This window comes from Halalkaliarchaeum sp. AArc-GB, assembly GCF_031432225.1.
Lineage (GTDB): Archaea > Halobacteriota > Halobacteria > Halobacteriales > Haloferacaceae > Halalkaliarchaeum.
The window spans coordinates 103,921-123,519 of the sequence record NZ_JAVKGM010000005.1; the positions used below are offsets into that span (position 1 = coordinate 103,921).

A 19,599-nucleotide genomic window follows, 5' to 3' on the forward strand; every position below is an offset into this window, starting at 1 on the left:
CCCATAGAGGGAACTGGGATAAAAGCAGTTCGACAGCGTTCCGATGCTGTTCGGTTGACTCATTGACGGTTCCCTTCCCTGAACAGCAACCGCTCGACGATCGGTTCGAGGAACGTCGCCCGCCGGGATCGGCTCGAGTGGACCATAACGACCGGCTGGTCGAGACGGGTGGCGATCCGGTCGGATTCCAGCGTGAACACCAGGTCCGGGAGTAGCTTGTGAGTCTTCGTCGACAGCATCACCAGGTCAGCGGTTTCGACCTCGGCGAGCAACTGTTGCCGTGCGTCTTCCCCCTCGATGATGGTGCCTTCGACTGGCGAGCTACAGAGCTCGTTCAGCTCCTCGTGATAGGCACGGATCGATTCGAGCACCTGTTCGGAGGCGTCCACACCGGCTGGGAACACGAACCGGAGACGTCCACCCGTCTGCTGGGCGATCGCGTCAGCAAGTTCGACCTTGAGGGGGTCGTTGAACGGGCTCCGGTCGGTGACGATCGCGATGTCGTCTATCTTTTCGAGCTTCCCGAGCTGGACGAAGGCCACGTCACAAGGCGCCCGCTCCATGATCCAGTCGGCGTCTCGACCGAACAGCGTCCGGAGGCGGCTCACGGGGTCGGCCCGCGTGAGGATCAGATCGACCCCCTCCCGCTCAGCGAAATTCACGATGGCGTGTTTCGTATCGTGGCTTACGATCTCGCCGACTTCGACGGGAACGTCCAGCCCTCGGGCGAGTTCGTCGGTTCGCTGTTCGAACTCGATGTCTTCGCCGGACTGATCGACGGCCTGGTCGAGCGGATACTGGTCTGGAACCTCGTCGAATCTGACAACACGGATGCGGCTGTTTCGGCTCCGGGCGATGGGCGCGGCGATCTCGAGCAGCCTGTTTTCTTCCAGCCTGCTTACGTCCCGACGGAGTGCGATCAGGATCTCGTCACCTTTCGGTTCGGCGATCTTTCGCTCGGTCTCTGCGACGTACTGCCTTCCGGCCTCCCGCCGAACTGCGTCGACGGCGATCCCTTCGCGGTCGACCTCCCCACGGACGTAGTAGAGATACCACAGGCCGCCGAACACGGTGATCCCGACGGCCCCGACCAGCGGGAGGACGTCCATCTGGGTGATGATGAACGCGGCCGAGACGACCCCGAAGAGCTGAATCCACGGATATCCCGGCGACACGAAATCCGGATCGTACCAGTCCAGATCCCGCTCTCGGAACGCGATCAGGGCGGCGTTTACCAGCCCGTACACCAGGATCTGAAACGCGCTGGCCATCTTCGCGATCTCCTGGACCGGTAGCGAGACGATGATGAAAAGCATCACGCCGCCGGTGACGAGGATCGCGACGTGTGGGGTCTGATAGCCCGAATGGATCCGCGAAAACACGTCCGGGATCAGGTCGTCCCGGCTCAACGCAAGCGGATACCGCGAGGCGGTGAGGATCCCGGCGTTCGCGGTCGACACCAGTGCCAGGATTGCCGCCAGGACGATCGCGATGACGCCGAGTGTGCCGAACAGCGGATCCACTGCGACCACCATCGGAATGTTCGTCCCCCGAAGCGTTTCGGCGTCGACGATTCCGACGAGAACGAAGACGATAAGCACGTACAACAGTGTCGTGATCGCAAGCGAAATCAACAGTCCCAGCGGCAGGTTTCGACCGGGGTTTTCGATCTCCTCGGCGACGCTAGCGACCTTGGTCACGCCAGCATACGAGACGATCACCAGCGCGATGGCGTTGACGACGCCGCCCCCGCCGGCGGTGAAGAACGGATCGTAGCTTGCGCCGTCGACCTGGAGGATCGACACGGAGATGAACACCGCCAGGATCGCGACCATCACCACGACCATCCACGACTGGAGCTGTCCCGTTTGCTTTACGCCGAGCAGGTTGATCCCGATAAGTACGGTCGCGAGAACGACGGCCGTCGCGGTGAGATTGGGCAGCGCAAAGACGACGTCGAGATAGTACATGCCCCCGACGAGCGCGAGCGCCCCCTTGAAAAGGAGCGTGAGCCACGTCCCGAGTCCGGCGATCGTTCCCACGCCGGGACCCATCCCCCGTTCGATGAACACGTAATCGCCGCCCGCCTCGGGCATGGCGGTTCCGAGCTCGGAGATCGAAAGCGCGGCAGGAATCACGAGGATTCCGGCCACCAGAAACGCGAGGATCACGGCCGGCCCCGCCTCCGCCATCGCGAGCCCGGGGAGGATGAATATCCCGCTGCCGATCATCGCTCCCATCGAAACGGCGATGACGGCAACGAGACCCAGATCCCGCTCGAGATCTTTCGTCATGTGCGTGTTTCTCTTGACTTCCGTGACTTGTGCTTTTGCATTTCTCTGTTTATTACTGGATTAATTATTATTTATAGTGTGGGAGTTGAGTACTCGTCAAGAATATTTGAGTAAAATCTCAAGCTGTTTCAAACCACGACTCCGGGAGAGGGCGTGTTCAGGAGTGCTCTTCGAGGAGCCGTTCGGCGTGGTCTCTCGACTGCGCGACGGTCCACCTGACCTGCCGAGCGTCGCCATAAGCGAGCTCCTCTTTCAGGTCGTTCCGGAGTACGCCGACTGCCATTCCCAGGCTGTTTCCGCTCCCGTCACCCAGTTCGTACACGCCGTATCGATCCGGTGCACTCGCGACGGTACGTTTGTCGAGTTCGCGCCAGCGTTTTTTGAGGCTCATCGTTTTCGAGACTCGTCGTCAAATCACTCGTCACTGTCGGGGGGAGCGACGAGCTCGTAACTGTCTTCGGTCCACTCGTCCTCGACGAAGACGAACACGCGCCCCCGTGCGACCGCGGGATCGGCCTCGATTTCGGTCCGTTCCCGGGTCTGTCTGGCGGTCACGCCGGGAAACAGTTCCTCTGTTTCACCCGAATCGAGGACGATCCGTCCGACCCCCGAATCCCTGAGAATTTCCTCGTCCGTCTTACGGTCGTTCACGTACAGCATGACGCCCTCGGTTTCGGCGGGATCCGTCACGAGTACGTGGATCTGTTTGGTCGAAACCGCGATGAGCGTTCCCTCGACGCGTTCGGGGACGCCGCGATACAGCGTGGTCCGTCCGTCGATGTACTCGACGACGACCCCTTCCTCGCGCAGCTCGATCCCGACGGTGTCCGGCGGAACGTCGGTTCTTCCTGGCCCACTCATAAGTAGAGTTGTTACCGCCGTGTTGAAGTACTCCGCGGTCTCTCCACTCCCGTCGGCGTCATCGATCCGGGGTGCCGTTTGCATCGTCGCTTCGCAGTCTCGCCGCGACCGCCAACCATTTGCCCCCGCTCGTTCCCCTTCCTGTATGGAGGGACGGGCCGCGGCGCCGGGGGCAGGAACCGTACTCAACGCGCTCGCAACCGGCGTCGGATCGGCGTTTGCGATCGACCTGGAGACGCGCGCGACCGTCGAGCTCGATCCTGCCGCCGCCGCCGTGACCGGAGAGATCGCCGAGATGCCGGACGCTGACACGACGCTGATCGAGCGGTGCGTCGAACTCGTCGCCGAGGAGTTCGGCGACGGCGAGGGCGGTCACGTCCGAACCGAAAGCGACGTCCCGCTTGCAGCCGGTCTCAAAAGCTCGAGTGCCGCCGCCAACGCGACGGTGCTCGCGACACTTTCCGCGCTCGGCCGGGCCGACGGCGTCGCCAGGATCGACGCCTGTCGACTCGGTGTCCGAGCCGCACGCGAGGCCGGCGTCACCGTCACCGGGGCGTTCGACGACGCGTCCGCGAGCATGCTCGGCGGCGTCACGCTCACCGACAACGACACCGACGAACTCCTCGTTCGGGAGGAGCGCGACTGGGACGTTCTGATCTGGACGCCTCCCGAGCGAGCCTACAGCGCCGACGCCGACGTCGACCGCTGCGGACAGGTCGCGCCGATGGCGGAACTCGTCGCCGAACTGGCCAGGGACGGACGGTTCGGCGAGGCGATGACCGTAAACGGGCTGGCGTTTTCGGCGGCGCTGGGGTTCCCGACCGATCCGGCGGTAGAGGCGATGCAGCTGGCCGAGGGCGTCTCGCTTTCCGGCACCGGACCGAGCGTCGTCGCAGTCGGCGAGTTCCGGGATCTGCAGACGCTCCGGGAGCGCTGGCAGGACCGCCCGGGGGAGACCCGACTGACGACCTCCCGATCGGACGGGGCACGAATCACGACGGAGTAACAGATCGACGATGACTGGGACCACACAACCGAACCGAAACGAGGAATCGGACGACGAGCGCGCGAACGTTCCCGAGGAGATGTCCCTCGAGGAGCTGCGTGCGGAGATCGAGTCGATCGATCGGGAGATCGTCGAACTGATCGCCAGGCGGACCTACGTCGCCGACACCATCGCACAGGTGAAAGAGGAACGCGGGCTGCCCACCACCGACGAGTCTCAGGAAAGCCGGGTGATGGAACGCGCCGGGGAGAACGCCGAACGGTTCGAGGTGGACTCGAACCTCGTGAAGGCGATCTTCCGGCTGCTGATCGAACTGAACAAAGTGGAACAACGGGAAAATCGGTAGGACACGAGGAAGGATCGTCGAGCCAGTCGTCAGTCGGCTGTTCCGTTCTCGAACCACTTCACTACCGCCTCGCGAACTCGGGAGAGCACCTCCGGATCGTCGCTCGGGCGTCCGACGCTCACAGCGTCGGCGCCGTAGCCGAGGTACTCGCGGACGGTTTCCCGATCGCGCACCCCGTTGTTGGCGACGACGACGGGTCGCCTTCCGACGGTCGCGTCGGTGCCCGCCTCCAGTGTGTCCACGACCGCTCCGACGACGGGTTCCGAGTCCATCGCGTCCACGTGAACGACGTCGACTCCCGCCGCAGCAACCTGCCGAGCGGTTTCCGGCAGGTCGACCCCGTCGACTTCCGTTCTGACTTTCACCGAAACCGTCGCTCCCGTTTCGGCCGCCACAGAGACGTACTCGCAGAGCCGATCGGTATTCCGCAGGAGACTCTCTCCACAGCCGATCGCACACATTTCCTCCTGGCGACAGTGGGCGTTGACCTCGAGGATCGCGCCGGCGGAGGCACACGCGACCGCCGCCTCCTGGATCGGCTCGACTGCCGACGAACGGACGTTGATTCCGGCGCGGATCGGGACGTCCTCTAGCGCCTCGAGCTGTGTCCTTATAAATTCGATCGGGTCGTCCGGCAGGAACTCCTCGCGATCTCGCTTTCGCATCCCTCTGGCCGCGTCCCGGCTTCTGGAATCCAGGGCGATCCCCCCGAGGAACGCACAGCCGACGTACGGTGCGGCGGCTTTCGCCCACTCGGCGTCGGACTGGCCGCTCAAACTGGCGGCGGCGACGGCCGGAGAAAACGGTACTGACGGACGAGTCACACTTCGCTCACCCGCTCCAGGGCCGTCGCCACCGCCTGCATCACGCGCTCTGCGTCGTCGGCGTCGTCGATGGTCACGTCCGTGTGGACGGTCGGACGGTCGAGCGCTGTTCCGTCGTCGTCGTCGAGGACGAACGCGTCGGCGAACGGATACGCCTCGGCTACGCCGGCGGTCGACGGCTCGTACCCCACCGCCGTCATCAGTTCCGCCGCCGGCCCCGAGAACACCTCCCGCTCGACGAACGGGGAGACGACGACGACGGGCGTCGCGTGCAGCGCCTCCCGGACCCCTGTCAACGCGAGTATGGGACCGACGCTCGTCACCGGATTCGACGGCCCCACGACGATCGGCTTTTCGAGCGCAGTCCGTACTTCTGGACTCGGGGTCGCCTCCGCGGATCCACGGAACTCGACGTCCTCCACGGTGGGTTCGCCCCGGTTGGCGACCCAGAACTCCTGGAAATGCATTTCTCCCTCCTCGGTGTGGACGATCGAGGCGACTGGGTCATCGGACATCGGCAGGAGATCGACGTCCAGTTCGAACGCCTCCGCAAGCAGACGAGTCACCTCGGTGAGTCGGTACCCCTCGTCCAGCAGGCTGGTGCGCGTGAGATGGACCGCCCGGTCCCTGTCGCCGATTTCCATGAACTCTGCGACGCCGGAGAACCGCCGCCAGCGTGCGATCTCCCGTCCGTCTGTCTGTAGCTCGTCGGGAAGGTATCGAGGGCCGATTTCCAGTCCCGCGGTCTCGGCGAGTCGGTGTAGCTCGGCGTGGGTCGTCGTCGTATCGTTTGCGATCCCCCACCAGGTTTCGCGATCGAGCACGCCGCCGCCACGGAACAACACAGTGTCGATGTCCGGACAGACGAGCAGACCGCCGAGTTCGACGTCGTCCCCGGTGTTGCCGACGACGGTGACGTTCGACGGTTCGAGCAGTCGAACCGCGCCGTCGAGCAGCTTGGGGGTGCCGGTCCCGCCAGCGAGAAACGTAACCATACGCGTTCATCGATGGGCACCACTTTGTACCCTGCGTAACGACACGCGGGAGCGCCGGAGCGTTGGCGCGACGGCGATGGACTCGGTGACTGGCGATGGACTCGGTGACTGGCGATGGACTCGGTGACTGGCGATGGACTCGGTGACTGGCGATGGACTCGGTGACTGGCGATGGACTGGCTTTTTACGTTCGCGGGCAGTTCCGTCGGGTATGGCTCTCGACGAACTCGCAACGAACTGGTTGCTCGCGCTCATCGCCGCCCTCCTGGCCGTCCTCGTTCTCGACGCCACGGGACAGAGCTTCGTGGAACCGCTGGCGCCGATTGCTAACGTGCTCGCGCTCGTGACGTTCCTCGCGTTCGTCCTCGCAACGGGCGCGTTCCTCGTGTACACCGCTTCGTTCAAAAACGAGTGAAAAACGAGTTGGCTGTCGGTTTTCTCCAACAACCCGTCCCTCACCCCCACCCCGGCCGCTTCGACGGATCTTTTATGTACTCGCTCCGAAAGCCGGATTGCAACCCACAACTATTTATGTCGAGATTGCCTCACTCCGCCTGGAGTCACTTGCAATGGCGAAAGGCACTGTGGCGTTTTTCAACGACACTGGCGGTTACGGTTTCATCGAGACTGACGACGCGGACGAGGACGTCTTCTTCCACATGGAAGACGTCGGCGGTCCGGATCTCGAGGAAGGACAGGAAGTCGAGTTCGACATCGAGCAGGCCGAGAAGGGCCCGCGCGCGAAGAACCTTCAGCGGCTGTAACTCCGGTGGAGTCGGCCAACCGTACGGATAGTTCGGCCTCCGGATCGTCTTCAGCGGTTCCGGTGGTTCGAAGGAACCACATATTTTCGACCCGCGCAGCGTCGAGTACAGGGGGTCCGGGGCAAAACTGCGTGGATACAGTGCTGTTCGTGTGGCCAGCGGGACGCTACCGTCGCTCGCCGAGCGGGAACTCGTCCTGTTCGGTCGGTCTCTTCTTTCGGTCGGCCTTCCTCCCGGTGCCCTCTGTCGTGAGTCGGGTTCGGTCCGCGATCGAGCCCCTGTCGAGCCGGGAGAGCAGGTAGCCGTCGACGCCCGACCCGTCTCGCGGATGGGCCGACTGAACCCACACGAGTTCCCCGCCGGCCTGGGTGAGCTCTTCGGCCCACCGTTCGGCAGCCTTCCGCGTCGCAAACGACCACCGGGTGCCGTCGCGGTTGACTGCACGTCCCGCGGCGGCGTTCCGCTTGCGTGCCGACGGCTTGATTTCGAGCACGTACGCCACGTCCGGTGTTCGGCCGTGGGTCCCCTTAAATCATCGATTCTCGCGGAGCTGGAACGACCCGAAGCGTTAACTACTAACACGCAAAATCTGAAATCGACCCACTAACAACGGGGGTGGCACCCCCGTCTCCCTTTTTACTGCGCCGCCAGACAGCAACGCTTAAAAGGAATAAAGACGAGTTAACATATGGCATGATAGACAGACTGGAGAAAGAAGTCGATATGCTGGAACGGCACCTGCAAGTGCTCCGAATGGTCATCGAAAACGAGCCGATCGGGATCGTGAAGATGTCGAACGAGACCGGCTATCCCCACCACAAGGTCCGGTACTCCCTGCGTGTCCTCGAGGAAGAAAACCTCATCGAACCGTCGAGCCAGGGTGCGATCACGACCGACCGGACTCAGGAGTTCGTCGACGAACTCGACGGAAAGATCGACGAGATCGTCGACAAGCTCGGCGAGATGCGGATCGAGGACGTTCCGGAAGTAGAGGGTTGACCTCGACGCCGTGAATCCGGCTGCAGGGCGTTCCAGCGCGGCGGTCGCTTGCTGCCTCTAGCAGTCGCTTTGTCCTTCGCTTTTCCCGTTTTCGAACGCCCACTCGTGGCGCCCCGACTCCGGCGGTGTCACGCCGGGTAACTTCCGCAGTCCATCGCGCCCGACGGCCTCCCAGAACCCCTCGGGACTGGCGTAGGACACCTCTTCGGGGTCGACTAACTGGAGGAAGTCACTCCGGCTGGCGGTTTCCCGTTCCCTGAGGAACGCGTACAGCTCGGCGACGGTTTCCCGTCGACTTCGGCGTAGTTCTCCGTCACCGGGGATTTCGAGATCGTCCAGCGCGGTGGCTACCGTTTCCGCCCGGTGAGACGCTTCGAGGGCTGTGCCGTCGGTTTCGTCGGTAGCAGGATCGTTCCGGTCGGTCAATTCACCGTCGTCCGGACTGGCCGATTCACCGTCGTCCGGACTGGCCGATTCACCGTCGTCCGGGCCCGCGTGTTGGGCGTAAAACCGCTGTAACGCCTGTTCCCACGTTTCGGTACGTGCCGGTTCGGACCCGTGTTCCGTTTCGACGCCGACGGAGCCACACTCCCTGCAGACCCACGACGACTCGCCGCCGAGGCGGTAGACGGTGAGCCCACCGCCACACCGAGGACACTCCATGAATGGGTCTACACCCCCGGCGGATATAGGAATTGGTGCCCGACAGTCTCAATCAAGCCGCTCTGCGGCTCCCTGCTCGAGCAACGGTCCGGCGTTCGTCTCCGGGAGCGTGACGACGTCCTCCCGCTCGAGGTCGTACTCCCGGTCGTCGATCCCGAGGATCGATCCGACGTCGTCGGTTATGCGCACGGTCGTCCGGTCGGTTCCTGTCGACTGCCCGGCGTCGGATCCTCCGGAGCTACCGTTCGTGCGTTCTTCGGCTACGGTTGCACCGTCCGTTCGTAGTGTCGACGGGTCTTCCTCGGTTGTATCGGACTCGACGGTCGCGGAGTCGCGTTCACAGCCGGCCATCTCGGCCTCGTCCGGGAGTTGTCGGACGTCCGTCCCGGCCGGCGTTTCGCCGTTCCCACTCGGACCGTCACCGCCCATCGCGTCCGCGAGCAGATCGCTTTCCCCCTCGTCCGGTTCGCTTTTCGCCGCGTCCGGTTCACCCGGTCTCTCCGACACCGTTGCGGGTTCGGACGCTGGGTTCCTTTCCGGTTGTGATCCGGGCGCTTCCGGCTCGGCGACCTCCGGTTCGACAACTGCCGAGTCGGCAGTCTCCGATTCGACTGCACCAGGTTCCGCCCCCGGGCTGGCGTCGTCCCCACCGAGTTGTTCGGGATCGGTAACGCCCGACAGCGCGTCCAGCACTGTCGCCTTGTTCCGTTCGATCCGATCGACGAGGTCATCGAACAGGCGGCGTTCGTCCTCCGTCATCCCCTCCTCCTCGACGGCCATGTCGGCGGCCGCAAACGACGCGAGCTTGACTACCTTTCCGACCCGGCGTTCGTAGATCGCCTCTGCGACCTCCTCTGCGGTTTCGATCTCGTCGGAGAGCCGCCTGACGCCGTCGTCGGAGAACGGGTGGTCCACTCGCTGGGCGCGTCTGTCACGCTGTGCACGCAGGTCCGCGATGTACGTCGCCACGTCGGCGTAAAAGGAGTTACGCAGATGCTGGAGGCTGTCCTTCCGGCGTTCTTTCGCCTGTACCGTCCGGAGTTCGTCCAGGTCCATGTGTCGTTTCCGTTCCCCCCCGCGTCGCGTTCGTGTCCGCCGCGTCGTATGACAGCTGGCTCCCTGCTACTGCTCTGTCGCCTTTTCGGCATCTCCCCCAGCCATCAGGAAGACGCCAACTGCTTCCGGAACGTAACTCTCGCCTGCGGGGATGTTATACGTTTCGCCGCCGAGTTCGACGACCGACTCCGCCTCGAGACGGATCGATATCTCCCGTCCCCTGAACCTGTCGGCGACCGCGTCGACGAGCGGATCGAACGACGCGAGTGCCTCCCGCGGGATCGGTGTCACGCGGAATCCCGTACCCCCGTGGAGGCTTCCCGGCAGCCGGATCAACCGTCGAGTGTCCGTCGTCACCGGCTCGTCTATCGGGGCTCCCTGTGCTGCCCGCTCGCGGGCGACGAGCGCCTCGACCAGTCGCCGGATCCCGGGACCGCCCGCCTCCAGGTTCCCCTCCTGGACTGCGTCAGGATTGCGCTGGAACGCGCCGAGGACGGTTTTCGCGCGCCCTTCGCCGATCCCATCCAGCTGTTGGAGCCGTTCTAGTGCCTCCGCTTGTTCGGCTGCCGTGAGCTCGTCTGCGAACTCGACGAGTGCCCGGTGGACCCGACGCCCCCAGCCGCCGCCGGTCGCGAGCACGCGCTGGTTCGTCCCCTCGACGGAGACGCGACGGATCAGGTCGTCGGCTTCCAGGTCGATCCCGCGGACGAAGTCGACGATCTCCCGTCGGGCGTCGCTTTCGAGCCCCCGAACGCTTTCGTCCCGGACGTGGACGTGATAGCCACGGCCGCCCGAGAAGACGACCGTCACGTCCTCGAAGGCGAATTCGTCTTCGAGAAACGACAGCAGCCGTTCGAGTGCGCCCTTGCACGCCTCGAGCATTTCCGCGTACGACGTCTCCTCGGCATCGACCCCCGGGAGGTGATCGGCGTCGAGATCGAACACGAGATCGGCGTTCCGCCACGCTTTCTTCCCCATCGTCGACGCACCAGGATCGTCGTACCGCGCCGCAGAGAAGTAGGCGTGACGGGGTGCCGTCCGCGCGAGCGCGTCGGTAAACGCGGCCCCCTGGGTCAGATCGAGCCACGACTGGTGGCGGACCATCGTCGTGCCGCCGCCCGCAGTCCACGGGATGTACCCCCACTCCCGTTCGTTCGCGTCCGGCGGCGGGGACACGTCGGCGCTGCGGTAGTAGTCGCGAAACCGGCCCCGCAGATACTCCCGGGTGCGCTCCTCCATCGGTTCCGAACTAGGAAAGGCGCGGGTAAAGTCGTTACCTTCCGGGTGCCCCGAAGGACCGATTCCGCACACGATTTATACGAGTTCGGTCCGAACACCGAGGACATGGTCGGAATTACCTACGAGGATTTCCTCGACACGTCGTACGAACCGGCCGAAGACGAACTCGTCTGTCGGTTCCGGATCCGGCCGGCAGCCGATATGACTGTCGAAGACGCCGCCTCTCGGGTGGCAAGCGAATCCTCGAACGGGACGTGGGCGGAGCTACAGGTCGACGGGGAGGTCCGTGACCTGTCGGCGACTGCCTTCGCGATCGACGACGATACTGCCCCCGGGGCTGACGCCACGGAGATCTCCGTCGCGTACCCGGACGCGCTGTTCGAACCCGGCAACATGGCCCAGGTGCTGTCCTGCATCGCGGGCAACATCATGGGAATGAAGGCGGTCGACCGCATTCGCCTCGTCGACTGCACGTGGCCGGACCCGCTTGCGACGTCGTTTCCCGGTCCGCTGTACGGTTCGTCGGTCCGCGAGGAGTTCTTCGATGCCGGGGACAGACCCATTCTGGCGACCGTTCCCAAACCCAAGGTCGGCCTCACGACCGAACAACACGTCCAGGTCGGCTACGACGCCTGGACCGGCGGGCTCGATCTGCTCAAGGACGACGAGAACCTCACCGACCAGTCGTTCAACCCGTTCCAGGAACGGCTCACGGAGTCGTTTGCGGCCCGCGATCGGGCCCAGGAGGAGACCGGCGAGCCGAAGTCGTACCTCATAAACGTCACCGCGGACGCGAACACGATGCTCGACCGCGTCGACGACGTCGCCGCCGCGGGTGGGGAGTACGTGATGGTCGACGTGATCACCACCGGATGGGCGGCCGTCCAGGCCGTCCGAGAGCGGTGTGAACGACACGGGATGGCGATTCACGCCCACCGCGCGATGCACGCGGCGTTCGATCGACTCCCCGAACACGGCGTCTCGATGCGTGTCCTCGCACAGATCGCCAGGCTGTGTGGCGTCGATCAGATCCACACCGGGACTGCCGATCTCGGTAAACTCGAAAACGAGGACACCTACGGGATCAACGACTGGCTCGCGGGCGATCTCCACGGCCTCGAGGACGTGTTGCCGACAGCGTCTGGCGGCCTCCACCCCGGACTGGTGCCCGAACTCCTCGATCGCCTCGGTACGAACCTCTGTATCCAGGTCGGCGGCGGCGTGCACGGCCACCCCGACGGCACTCACGCGGGGGCGAAGGCGTTCCGCGCGGCCGTCGGTGCTACCGTCGACGGCGTGTCACTCGAGGAGCGCGCACGCGATCATCCCGAACTCGAGACCGCAATCGAGATGTGGGGAACCGAGACGCCGCGATAACGATCAGTCGATCAATCGGGTCCGCGCCCACTCGTCTTCCCCTGCCGCCGTTTAACTGGGTGGGGGATCTACTGTCCAGTCATGGCGACAATCAAGGACAGCGTCCACGATCACATCGAGGTGACTGGCCCTCCCGAGGCGCTGCTGGACACGCCCGCGGTCCAACGTCTCCGGCGGATCCGGCAGCTCGGGACCGCCCAGTTCGTCTACCCCTCCGCGAACCACACGCGGTTCGAACATTCCCTCGGCGTCTATCACCTCGCCTCCCGGGCGGCAGAGCGGCTCGACCTTCCCGAACGCGACGTCGCCCACGTCGAGGCCGCTGCACTGCTTCACGACGTCGGCCACGGCCCGTTCAGTCACAACATCGAGGCGCTCACTCACCGACGCACGGGGAAGTACCACGACGAGGTGGAGGAACTGATCGCCTCGGGGCGGGTCGGTGAAACCCTCCGGGAACACGACCTCGATCCGGAACGGGTCGCCCGGCTGATCCGCGGAGAGGGGACGTACGGGCAGCTCGTCTCCGGGGAACTGGACGTCGATCGCATGGACTATCTCGTCAGGGACGCCCACCACACCGGCGTGCCGTACGGGACGATCGACCACGAGCGGTTGACGCGGGAGCTCACGTTCGTCGACGGCGAACTGGTCCTCGACGAGGGGAACGTTCAGACTGCGGAGTCACTCCTGCTGGCACGGGCGCTGATGAACCCGACCGTGTACAAACACCACGTCGCGCGCATCTCCAAAGCGATGCTCCGTCGGGCGTCCGAACGCCTGCTGGACTCCGAAAGCGGTGCCGCCGTCGACGTCGACGCCGAACGGCTGCGGCGCATGGACGATCACGATCTGATCGTGGCGCTGCGTTCGACGCCGGAGACGGAGCGGTTCAGTCGCCGGTTCGACGCGCGCCGACTCCTCAAGCGGTCCGTGTGGGCCGAATGGTCGGACGTCCCCGAGTGGATTCTCGACGCCGATCACCGCGAGATCCGGCGGATCGAACGACAGATCGCCGAGGAGGCCGACGTCGACTCGACGGACGTGATCGTGGACGTTCCGTCGGAGCCGTCGATTACCGAGTCCTCTTCTCGAGTTCTCGTCAACGGCGAGATGCGGCGACTCGACGGGCAGTCGCCGCTGGTGTCGGCGCTCCGGACCGCACAGAAAGGGCAGTGGCGTCTCGGCGTCTACACCCGGGAGGAACTGACTGATCGCGTGGGTCGAATCGCCGCCGAGAAGCTCGACATCGACGCCGAGGGTGGGCTCGTCACCGACGTTCGGACGAAGGTGTATCACACCCTCGACGAGTTCGAACGATAAACCTCGTGAACCTCTCGGCTCCGTTCTCTCCGTGAGATTCAAGCGGTCGGGTAGCAAACCCGGCGGCAATGACGACAGCACACGCCGACGGGCCGGATGACCTCGAGCGCCGTTCGGAGTTCGAGGGGGCCACCACTATCGAGGGAACGATCCTCGCGGGTCGAGAGTTCCACCCGGTCGAGGGACGGGTCGTGTTCGAGGACGGACGAATAACTGCAGTCGAGGAGGCGTCCGTCGACAGCGACGCGATCGTACTCCCGGCGTTCGTCAACGCCCACACCCACATCGGCGACTCGATCGCGAAGGAGGCCGGCGAGGGGCTCTCGCTCGAGGAACTGGTTGCGCCGCCGGACGGGCTGAAACACCAGTTGCTCGAAGCAGCCGACCGCGAGTCGATGGTCGAAGCGATGCGGCGGTCGCTCCGTTACATGGCGTCGACGGGGACTGGGGCGTTCCTCGAGTTCCGCGAGGGGGGACTCGAGGGCGTCGAACTCATCCGTGACGCGCTCGAGGAATCGCCGATCGAACCGGTGATTCTCGGCCGGGAAACCGTCGCGGCGATGCGGGAAAGCGACGGGTTCGGCGCGTCCGGTGCTCGGGATGGGGAGTTCTCCAGCGTCCGCGAGGCGACTCGGGAGGCGGGAAAACTGTTCGGTATTCACGCCGGTGAGCGCGACTCCGACGACATCAACCCGGCGCTGGATCTCGACCCATCGTTCCTCGTTCACATGACGCACGTCCGGGAGCTCCACCTCGACCGCCTCGAAGACAGGGCGATACCGGTCGTAGTCTGTCCGCGGTCGAACCTGGTGACGAACGTCGGCGTGCCGCCGATCCGCGAACTCGTCGAGCGAACCACGGTGGCGCTTGGAACGGACAACGTGATGCTCAACTCCCCGTCGATGTTCCGGGAGATGGAGTTCGCGTCGAAGCTTTCGGACGTTCCTGCGGCGACGGTACTCCGGATGGCGACGATCAACGGCGCGGAGACGGCTGGGCTGAACTGCGGACTGATCGAAGCGGGTCGCGACGCCCGGCTGCTCGTCCTCGACGGTGGAAGCAACAACCTCGAGGGTGTTACTGACGTCCGGCGCGCCGTCGTCCGGCGCGCGGGACACGGCGACGTCTCGCGTGTGATTCTGTAGCAACGGTCACAGAACTGTCGCCGGGCTGTCCCGGGGCCGCCGTCCGGAACGGGTCACACCGAGGTGGATCGTTCCGTGACCGTCCGGACGGCGAGCTGTTTGCCCCGTTCGACGCGCTGGAGGAGACGCCCGAGCGTCCCCAACACCGGGTATTCGCCGCCGCCGGTGCCGTCCCCGTAGAGATACCTACAGAACACGTGTGGCTCTTCGGACGAGTGTGTCGACGGGTCGAGCCGAGCCTGTTGGCGATCCAGCTCCTCGTCGAGATCCGTTTCGATCGCCCGGAGCCGGTTCCAGGCGCTTTCACCCTCGTGGAAGCCGTCGGACGTCTCCAGGTCCGATTCGACGGATTCGAGGCGACGTTCGATCGGTTCGATCGCGCGGTACGCCTCGTCGATCCGTTCTGTCTCGTCTTCGAGCTGGGCAAGCAGCGTCTCCCGGCGCTTTGCGGCCCGGCGGGCCTCCGAAACCAGCGCGCTTTGCAGCCCGGGCGTGAGCTGATCGCCGGCAGCGACCGCGGTGGCCACGTCGCTTCCGAGCTCCGCGGCCATGTTCTCCGCGAGCGATTCGCCGTACTCCTCCTCGTAATGCTCCATGGACATCACAGTCTGCTCGTAGGCGGTTTCGACGGCGCCGATCCCCCCTCCACCCGCCCCGCTGGAGACGACCCGAACCGCGGCAGCCCCCGAAAGGGTTCCGGCTTCCCCGCCATCGGAGCTCACTCCGGGCTGGATCCCCTCGACTCGATCGGCGAACGCTTCGAACGCGTTCCGCTCGCGGACGACGTGTTTCCGTTCCTCGACGATCGATTCGGCTGCTTTCCGGAGGAGGGTAACAGAGACGAAGACGGCGAGTCCGACGGCGATCGCAGCGAAGGCCACCGCGGGCTCCCCGAGCGCCTCGACGAGGCCGCACTCCCAGCCAGTACATCCCGTCTCCAAGGCAGTTCTGTCGAGCTGCCACTGCTGTCCCCCGGCTGTGCTCATATGCTATATTTTGCCAGGGTGTGCTTAGATGTTACGCCCCGGGGGTAGAAACTGCGACAACTCCCGACCACGCTCCGGTCCTCAAAAACTTACTCGCTACCGAGCGAAACTGCAAAGGCATTTCTCCCCAGATCACCAGTAACCGGGACTGAACGCATGACCAACCAGTTCTCACATGGCGGGGGACGACCATCGGCGTGGTGCCGGTCACAGGCCGCCGGCCTCGAACGTGTAGACCGAACGCTCGCGCCGATCATCTATCCTGCGCCGTCGGATCCGTTCGACGGCTGGCACATCTGGGACACGTGGCCGGTACGGAACCGGGACGGAACGATCGCCGATATCGACGGGTATCGTGTGATCGTCTCGCTGACGACGGCGGACACGCTGTTGCCCGGGAAGCGGCACGACGTTGCCGAACTGCACTACTTTTACTCCTCGGATGGACGACGCTGGACGCACGGCGGTCCGGTGTTCGATGGGGGAGCGTTCGGCTCCCGCCAGTGGGCAGGTTCGACACTGTACGACGACGGCGACCTCTACGTGTTTTATACGGCAACCGGCTCTCGTGGAGAGTCCGAACTCACCTACACCCAGCGTATCGCGGGAGCAGTGGGGGGTCGCGTGACTGTTGTCCCCGACGGGGATGAAGTCACGATCGACGGCGACTGGCGACACGAGGTGTTGCTCGAACCCGACGGGACGTTTTACGAACGGGAAGATCAGTCGCGGGGGATGATCTACACCTTCAGGGATCCCTGGTTCTTCGAGGATCCAGAAACCGGGGAGACGACACTGCTGTTCGAGGCCAACACGCCCGTTCCGCCGGAAAGTGGGCGCTGTGGCGGCGATCCCGTCCAGCAGGAGTTCAACGGGAGCGTGGGGATGGCGATCTCGGAGTCCGGTGACCCGATGGACTGGGAGTTACGTGAACCGCTCGTGGACGCCGTCTGTGTGAACCAGGAACTCGAACGCCCCCACGTTGCGTACCGAAACGGGAGCTACTACCTGTTCGTCTCGAGTCACAAACACACGTTCGCCCCCGGAATCGAGGGATTTGACGGGCTGTACGGCTTCGTCGGCGACGATCTCCGTGGCCCGTACTGCCCCCTCAACGGTCACGGTCTGGTCGCGACGAACCCGGCGAACGCGCCGTTTCAGGCGTACTCCTGGATCGCGTATCTCCACCGCGAGGAACTGCTGGTCGCCAGCTTCTTCAACTACTACGACTACGTCGGCGAATCGCTGGACGGGATCGCTGAGCTTCCCGAGTCCGAACAGCTGCGTCGGTTCGGAGGCACGCTCGCGCCGACGCTTCGGATCCAGCTCGACGGCGACCGAACCCGGATCCTCGGAACGCTCGATCACGGCCATCTCCCGCTACCCTCGGAATCGCTTCCTGAACTGCGATCGTTCGAGGGGAGAACCTCGCGGTTCGTTGACGCCTACTGAGGTTTCCGGTCGATCGGACCGTTTACGGGGGTCATTTGCCGTCAGGTGACGGTACACTGGCTTTTTTCGGTTCCGTCCCCCGAGAGAAGTTCGCGACGTCCGGCCACGCGCTGCCCATTGCCCAGATCGTCGCGTCGACGCTACCGTCACCGTCGACCGCGTAGGCGGCGACGCCGGTGCTGTCGTGGCGCGTCGGATAGATCCGACTCGTGAGCGCCCGGCGTTCGCCGGCGAACAACTCGACGACCGAGCCGTCGACGAACACGCGAACGTCCAGCGGTGACTCGAGGTCGTCGACGGCGACCGACTGCGGCGCTCTGTTCGCCCCTGGATCGAGACTCGAATGTTTCCGGTCGATCGTTACCGACTCGCTGTCGTACCGAATTCTCGTCTGCTCGGCACCGTCGGGGGTCGCACAGACGAGGAATCCGACCTCGGATGCATCGCCGACCTCGAGGGTCGCCTCGATCTCGATCGACCGGCCTGCCGCGTCCAACCGGCGCGTCTCGTCGTCCAGGTCGACGCGACCCCGGCACAGCCGGCGCTCCCGAAGTTCGGAAAACTCACGAATCGGACGCTGGTGGAGGCGATTCCTCTCTACGGACAGTTCCCGTGGAACCGACAGCGTTCCCGCCCAGCCGGCATCCCACTGACGGCTGATGCCTCTGGCTTCCGGGATCCAGCCGAACGTAACCGTCCGATCGCCATCGTGCAGCGATTGGGGCGCGTAGAAGTCGCCTGGATCGAGCGTCCCGCGCCGGCTTTCGCGGAACTGACCGGCGTCGGCGTCGAACTCTCCGAGGAAGTACAGTACCGTCTCGTAGTTGGAGACGTGGAGGAGGTGACTGTCGTCCAACTCGAGCAGTTCTGGACACTCCCACACCGTTCCGGGCGTCTCCCAGTCCCCCACCAGCACGGGCCCCAGGTACTCCCAGTTCCGCAGGTCCGACGATTTATACAGGATGACGGTTCCGCCGACGTCCTCCAGGCCTGCGCCGATCAGCTGATACCAGTACCCGTCGGCCTGCCAGATCGCGTGATCGCGGAACTCGGCGTGCCAGTGTTCTGTCGAGAGCAGATCCAGTTCCGACGGTGGCTGTTCGATAACTGGGTTGTCGTCGTCAGGAACCCACGTGGAGAGCTCGCCGTCGGCTGCAGTCGCCAGACACGGGAGCTGCCACCGGTCGCGCCCGCCCGTGTATACGATCCGGGCGGTTCCGTCGTCGTCGACCGCACATCCCGACCAGCAGCCGTCCCGGTCGGGTCCCGACGGGGTGGGGGACAGCGCCACAGATCTGTCCTCCCAGTGGAGGAGGTCGTCGCTCACCGCGTGTCCCCAGTGAATCGTATCGTGGTGGGGACCACCGGGATTGTACTGATAGAAGACGTGGTATCGATCGTTCCACCGAATACAGCCGTTCGGATCGTTGAGCCAGTTTGCGGGCGGGCAGACGTGGTAGTGTGGCCGGTGTGGATCGTCGTCCAGTTCGCGCCGATGGTCGAGGAGACCGGCCGCGTCGACGGGCCGACCGGCGGTCAGGTCGAACGTCGCGTCCCCGGCCAGGAACTGAAGTCCGTTCTTCACGATCCGTTCGCGGCTCGCCTCCGTGTCCTCCGCGTCCGCGCCCGAAAACGCCATTCCCTGCCCGATTCCGACGACTGTCCCCTCGCCGACGCGCCACTGCAGGCCCCCAAGCTCACTCGGCACGTCCGTCTCGCCGCGGACGGTGCCGGCCAGCACGTCCGCCCGTTCGGGGAGGACGTTCTCGTATCGCGCGTACGGTGCGGGATCGCCGGCCGGCTGGGTGTGATGTCGAAGCCCGGTCAATCCCGCGAGGATCGGATGGTCCGCATACACTGACTTCCAGAGGACTCCCGTCGGTTCCTCTACTGGTTCCGTGCCCGTCGCGTCCGGCGGGACGGGGTCGATTCCGAGCGCTGAAACCTGTGCGACCGCACGGGAGGTCAAAAGGAGGCCGCCGCCGTCTTCCAGAAACGACTGGAACGCCGGGGCACAGTCTGCAATCTCTCGGGGGGTCGCGATCGGTTCGTTGGCGTGCCACCAGATCACGTCGAGTCCCGCGAGTCTGTCACCATCGGAAACGGCGTCGAGTTCTATCCGTTCCGTGTCGAATTCGGTTCGACACCACGTGAGAGCCGCCCGTTCCTCCGTGTCGAGTTCGCCGACAGCAAGGAAACCGACGGCCGCATCGGAGGTGTCCATCAGATCACGACAGGCACACCGGAGAGTTAAGTGATGCGGGAACAG

General features: G+C 64.6%; 20 protein-coding genes. 9 read left to right on the plus strand and 11 right to left on the minus strand.

Features of this window, described 5'->3' with window-relative positions:
• Positions 1-59 precede the first annotated feature (59 nt).
• The 3 genes from RH858_RS07265 to RH858_RS07275 form a co-directional block, all read right to left on the minus strand.
• Entirely contained in the window at positions 60-2,294 is a 2,235-nt protein-coding gene (locus tag RH858_RS07265; protein ID WP_259535457.1) for a universal stress protein, read from the minus strand.
• 157 nt (positions 2,295-2,451) lie between these two features.
• Positions 2,452-2,685, minus strand: coding sequence for a hypothetical protein (locus RH858_RS07270; RefSeq protein WP_259535459.1), 234 nt, complete (start codon positions 2,683-2,685; stop codon positions 2,452-2,454).
• A gap of 23 nt (positions 2,686-2,708) precedes the next feature.
• A complete protein-coding gene (locus RH858_RS07275) occupies positions 2,709-3,155 on the minus strand; it encodes a DUF5796 family protein (protein WP_310561485.1) in 447 nt (148 codons plus the stop codon).
• A gap of 145 nt (positions 3,156-3,300) precedes the next feature.
• Here RH858_RS07275 and RH858_RS07280 point away from each other — a divergent pair, with 145 nt between their 5' ends.
• Both RH858_RS07280 and RH858_RS07285 read left to right on the plus strand, forming a co-directional pair.
• Positions 3,301-4,161 carry a shikimate kinase gene (locus RH858_RS07280; RefSeq protein ID WP_259535460.1) on the plus strand — a complete coding sequence of 287 codons (861 nt, stop codon included), beginning with the start codon at positions 3,301-3,303 and terminating at the stop codon, positions 4,159-4,161.
• A 10-nt stretch (positions 4,162-4,171) separates the two neighbouring features.
• The gene (locus RH858_RS07285) at positions 4,172-4,507 is read left to right on the plus strand and encodes a chorismate mutase (RefSeq protein ID WP_259535462.1); all 336 of its coding nucleotides are present in this window, start codon (positions 4,172-4,174) and stop codon (positions 4,505-4,507) included.
• A 29-nt stretch (positions 4,508-4,536) separates the two neighbouring features.
• On the opposite strand, the gene RH858_RS07290 is transcribed toward RH858_RS07285, so the two are convergent.
• Positions 4,537-5,331 carry a tRNA-dihydrouridine synthase gene (locus tag RH858_RS07290; RefSeq protein WP_310561451.1) on the minus strand — a complete coding sequence of 265 codons (795 nt, stop codon included), beginning with the start codon at positions 5,329-5,331 and terminating at the stop codon, positions 4,537-4,539.
• Complete coding sequence (gene cofD / locus RH858_RS07295) at positions 5,328-6,326, minus strand: 2-phospho-L-lactate transferase (protein ID WP_259535467.1); 999 nt, start codon at positions 6,324-6,326, stop codon at positions 5,328-5,330. Before cofD ends, RH858_RS07290 begins: the two co-directional genes overlap by 4 nt.
• A 211-nt stretch (positions 6,327-6,537) precedes the next feature.
• On the opposite strand from cofD, the gene RH858_RS07300 reads away from it, so the two are divergent.
• Positions 6,538-6,741 (plus strand): hypothetical protein, encoded by a 204-nt coding sequence (locus tag RH858_RS07300; protein WP_259535469.1) that lies wholly within the window; start codon positions 6,538-6,540, stop codon positions 6,739-6,741.
• 154 nt (positions 6,742-6,895) lie between these two features.
• The gene (locus tag RH858_RS07305) at positions 6,896-7,090 is read left to right on the plus strand and encodes a cold-shock protein (RefSeq protein ID WP_259535471.1); all 195 of its coding nucleotides are present in this window, start codon (positions 6,896-6,898) and stop codon (positions 7,088-7,090) included.
• Between the two features lie 166 nt (positions 7,091-7,256).
• Here RH858_RS07305 and RH858_RS07310 read toward each other — a convergent pair whose 3' ends face one another.
• On the minus strand, positions 7,257-7,592 hold the full coding sequence (locus RH858_RS07310) for a hypothetical protein (RefSeq protein ID WP_259535473.1): 336 nt from the start codon (positions 7,590-7,592) through the stop codon (positions 7,257-7,259).
• A 191-nt stretch (positions 7,593-7,783) separates the two neighbouring features.
• Here RH858_RS07310 and RH858_RS07315 point away from each other — a divergent pair, with 191 nt between their 5' ends.
• On the plus strand, positions 7,784-8,089 hold the full coding sequence (locus tag RH858_RS07315) for a hypothetical protein (protein WP_259535474.1): 306 nt from the start codon (positions 7,784-7,786) through the stop codon (positions 8,087-8,089).
• Between the two features lie 57 nt (positions 8,090-8,146).
• Here RH858_RS07315 and RH858_RS07320 read toward each other — a convergent pair whose 3' ends face one another.
• The 3 genes from RH858_RS07320 to priS all read right to left on the minus strand — a co-directional run bounded on the left by RH858_RS07320 (position 8,147) and on the right by priS (position 11,047).
• Positions 8,147-8,752, minus strand: coding sequence for a hypothetical protein (locus tag RH858_RS07320; RefSeq protein WP_259535476.1), 606 nt, complete (start codon positions 8,750-8,752; stop codon positions 8,147-8,149).
• Positions 8,753-8,800: 48 nt separating this feature from the next.
• Positions 8,801-9,808 (minus strand): hypothetical protein, encoded by a 1,008-nt coding sequence (locus RH858_RS07325; RefSeq protein ID WP_310561452.1) that lies wholly within the window; start codon positions 9,806-9,808, stop codon positions 8,801-8,803.
• A gap of 66 nt (positions 9,809-9,874) precedes the next feature.
• The gene (gene priS / locus RH858_RS07330) at positions 9,875-11,047 is read right to left on the minus strand and encodes a DNA primase small subunit PriS (RefSeq protein WP_259535480.1); all 1,173 of its coding nucleotides are present in this window, start codon (positions 11,045-11,047) and stop codon (positions 9,875-9,877) included.
• A gap of 105 nt (positions 11,048-11,152) precedes the next feature.
• Between priS and rbcL the strand changes: the two genes are divergently transcribed.
• From rbcL to RH858_RS07345, 3 genes are all read left to right on the plus strand, one after another.
• On the plus strand, positions 11,153-12,424 hold the full coding sequence (rbcL, locus tag RH858_RS07335) for a type III ribulose-bisphosphate carboxylase (protein ID WP_259535482.1): 1,272 nt from the start codon (positions 11,153-11,155) through the stop codon (positions 12,422-12,424).
• 81 nt (positions 12,425-12,505) lie between these two features.
• Positions 12,506-13,747, plus strand: coding sequence for an HD domain-containing protein (locus RH858_RS07340; protein WP_310561453.1), 1,242 nt, complete (start codon positions 12,506-12,508; stop codon positions 13,745-13,747).
• Positions 13,748-13,815: 68 nt separating this feature from the next.
• The gene (locus tag RH858_RS07345) at positions 13,816-14,892 is read left to right on the plus strand and encodes an amidohydrolase family protein (RefSeq protein ID WP_259535486.1); all 1,077 of its coding nucleotides are present in this window, start codon (positions 13,816-13,818) and stop codon (positions 14,890-14,892) included.
• Between the two features lie 53 nt (positions 14,893-14,945).
• Here RH858_RS07345 and RH858_RS07350 read toward each other — a convergent pair whose 3' ends face one another.
• The gene (locus RH858_RS07350; protein WP_310561454.1) at positions 14,946-15,878 is read right to left on the minus strand and encodes a hypothetical protein; all 933 of its coding nucleotides are present in this window, start codon (positions 15,876-15,878) and stop codon (positions 14,946-14,948) included.
• A 156-nt stretch (positions 15,879-16,034) separates the two neighbouring features.
• On the opposite strand from RH858_RS07350, the gene RH858_RS07355 reads away from it, so the two are divergent.
• A complete protein-coding gene (locus tag RH858_RS07355; protein ID WP_310561455.1) occupies positions 16,035-17,330 on the plus strand; it encodes a glycoside hydrolase family 68 protein in 1,296 nt (431 codons plus the stop codon).
• Between the two features lie 31 nt (positions 17,331-17,361).
• On the opposite strand, the gene RH858_RS07360 is transcribed toward RH858_RS07355, so the two are convergent.
• On the minus strand, positions 17,362-19,554 hold the full coding sequence (locus tag RH858_RS07360; protein ID WP_259535492.1) for a GH32 C-terminal domain-containing protein: 2,193 nt from the start codon (positions 19,552-19,554) through the stop codon (positions 17,362-17,364).
• Positions 19,555-19,599 lie beyond the last annotated feature (45 nt).

Coding starts and splice junctions, on each gene's coding strand:
- RH858_RS07265 (WP_259535457.1), bottom strand. CDS start 2,294: ATGACGAAAGATCTCGAGCGGGATCTGGGTCTCGTTGCCGTCATCGCC.
- RH858_RS07270 (WP_259535459.1), bottom strand. CDS start 2,685: ATGAGCCTCAAAAAACGCTGGCGCGAACTCGACAAACGTACCGTCGCG.
- RH858_RS07275 (WP_310561485.1), bottom strand. CDS start 3,155: ATGAGTGGGCCAGGAAGAACCGACGTTCCGCCGGACACCGTCGGGATC.
- RH858_RS07280 (WP_259535460.1), top strand. CDS start 3,301: ATGGAGGGACGGGCCGCGGCGCCGGGGGCAGGAACCGTACTCAACGCG.
- RH858_RS07285 (WP_259535462.1), top strand. CDS start 4,172: ATGACTGGGACCACACAACCGAACCGAAACGAGGAATCGGACGACGAG.
- cofD (WP_259535467.1), bottom strand. CDS start 6,326: ATGGTTACGTTTCTCGCTGGCGGGACCGGCACCCCCAAGCTGCTCGAC.
- RH858_RS07300 (WP_259535469.1), top strand. CDS start 6,538: ATGGCTCTCGACGAACTCGCAACGAACTGGTTGCTCGCGCTCATCGCC.
- RH858_RS07305 (WP_259535471.1), top strand. CDS start 6,896: ATGGCGAAAGGCACTGTGGCGTTTTTCAACGACACTGGCGGTTACGGT.
- RH858_RS07315 (WP_259535474.1), top strand. CDS start 7,784: ATGATAGACAGACTGGAGAAAGAAGTCGATATGCTGGAACGGCACCTG.
- RH858_RS07320 (WP_259535476.1), bottom strand. CDS start 8,752: ATGGAGTGTCCTCGGTGTGGCGGTGGGCTCACCGTCTACCGCCTCGGC.
- RH858_RS07325 (WP_310561452.1), bottom strand. CDS start 9,808: ATGGACCTGGACGAACTCCGGACGGTACAGGCGAAAGAACGCCGGAAG.
- priS (WP_259535480.1), bottom strand. CDS start 11,047: ATGGAGGAGCGCACCCGGGAGTATCTGCGGGGCCGGTTTCGCGACTAC.
- rbcL (WP_259535482.1), top strand. CDS start 11,153: ATGGTCGGAATTACCTACGAGGATTTCCTCGACACGTCGTACGAACCG.
- RH858_RS07340 (WP_310561453.1), top strand. CDS start 12,506: ATGGCGACAATCAAGGACAGCGTCCACGATCACATCGAGGTGACTGGC.
- RH858_RS07345 (WP_259535486.1), top strand. CDS start 13,816: ATGACGACAGCACACGCCGACGGGCCGGATGACCTCGAGCGCCGTTCG.
- RH858_RS07350 (WP_310561454.1), bottom strand. CDS start 15,878: ATGAGCACAGCCGGGGGACAGCAGTGGCAGCTCGACAGAACTGCCTTG.
- RH858_RS07355 (WP_310561455.1), top strand. CDS start 16,035: ATGACCAACCAGTTCTCACATGGCGGGGGACGACCATCGGCGTGGTGC.
- RH858_RS07360 (WP_259535492.1), bottom strand. CDS start 19,554: ATGGACACCTCCGATGCGGCCGTCGGTTTCCTTGCTGTCGGCGAACTC.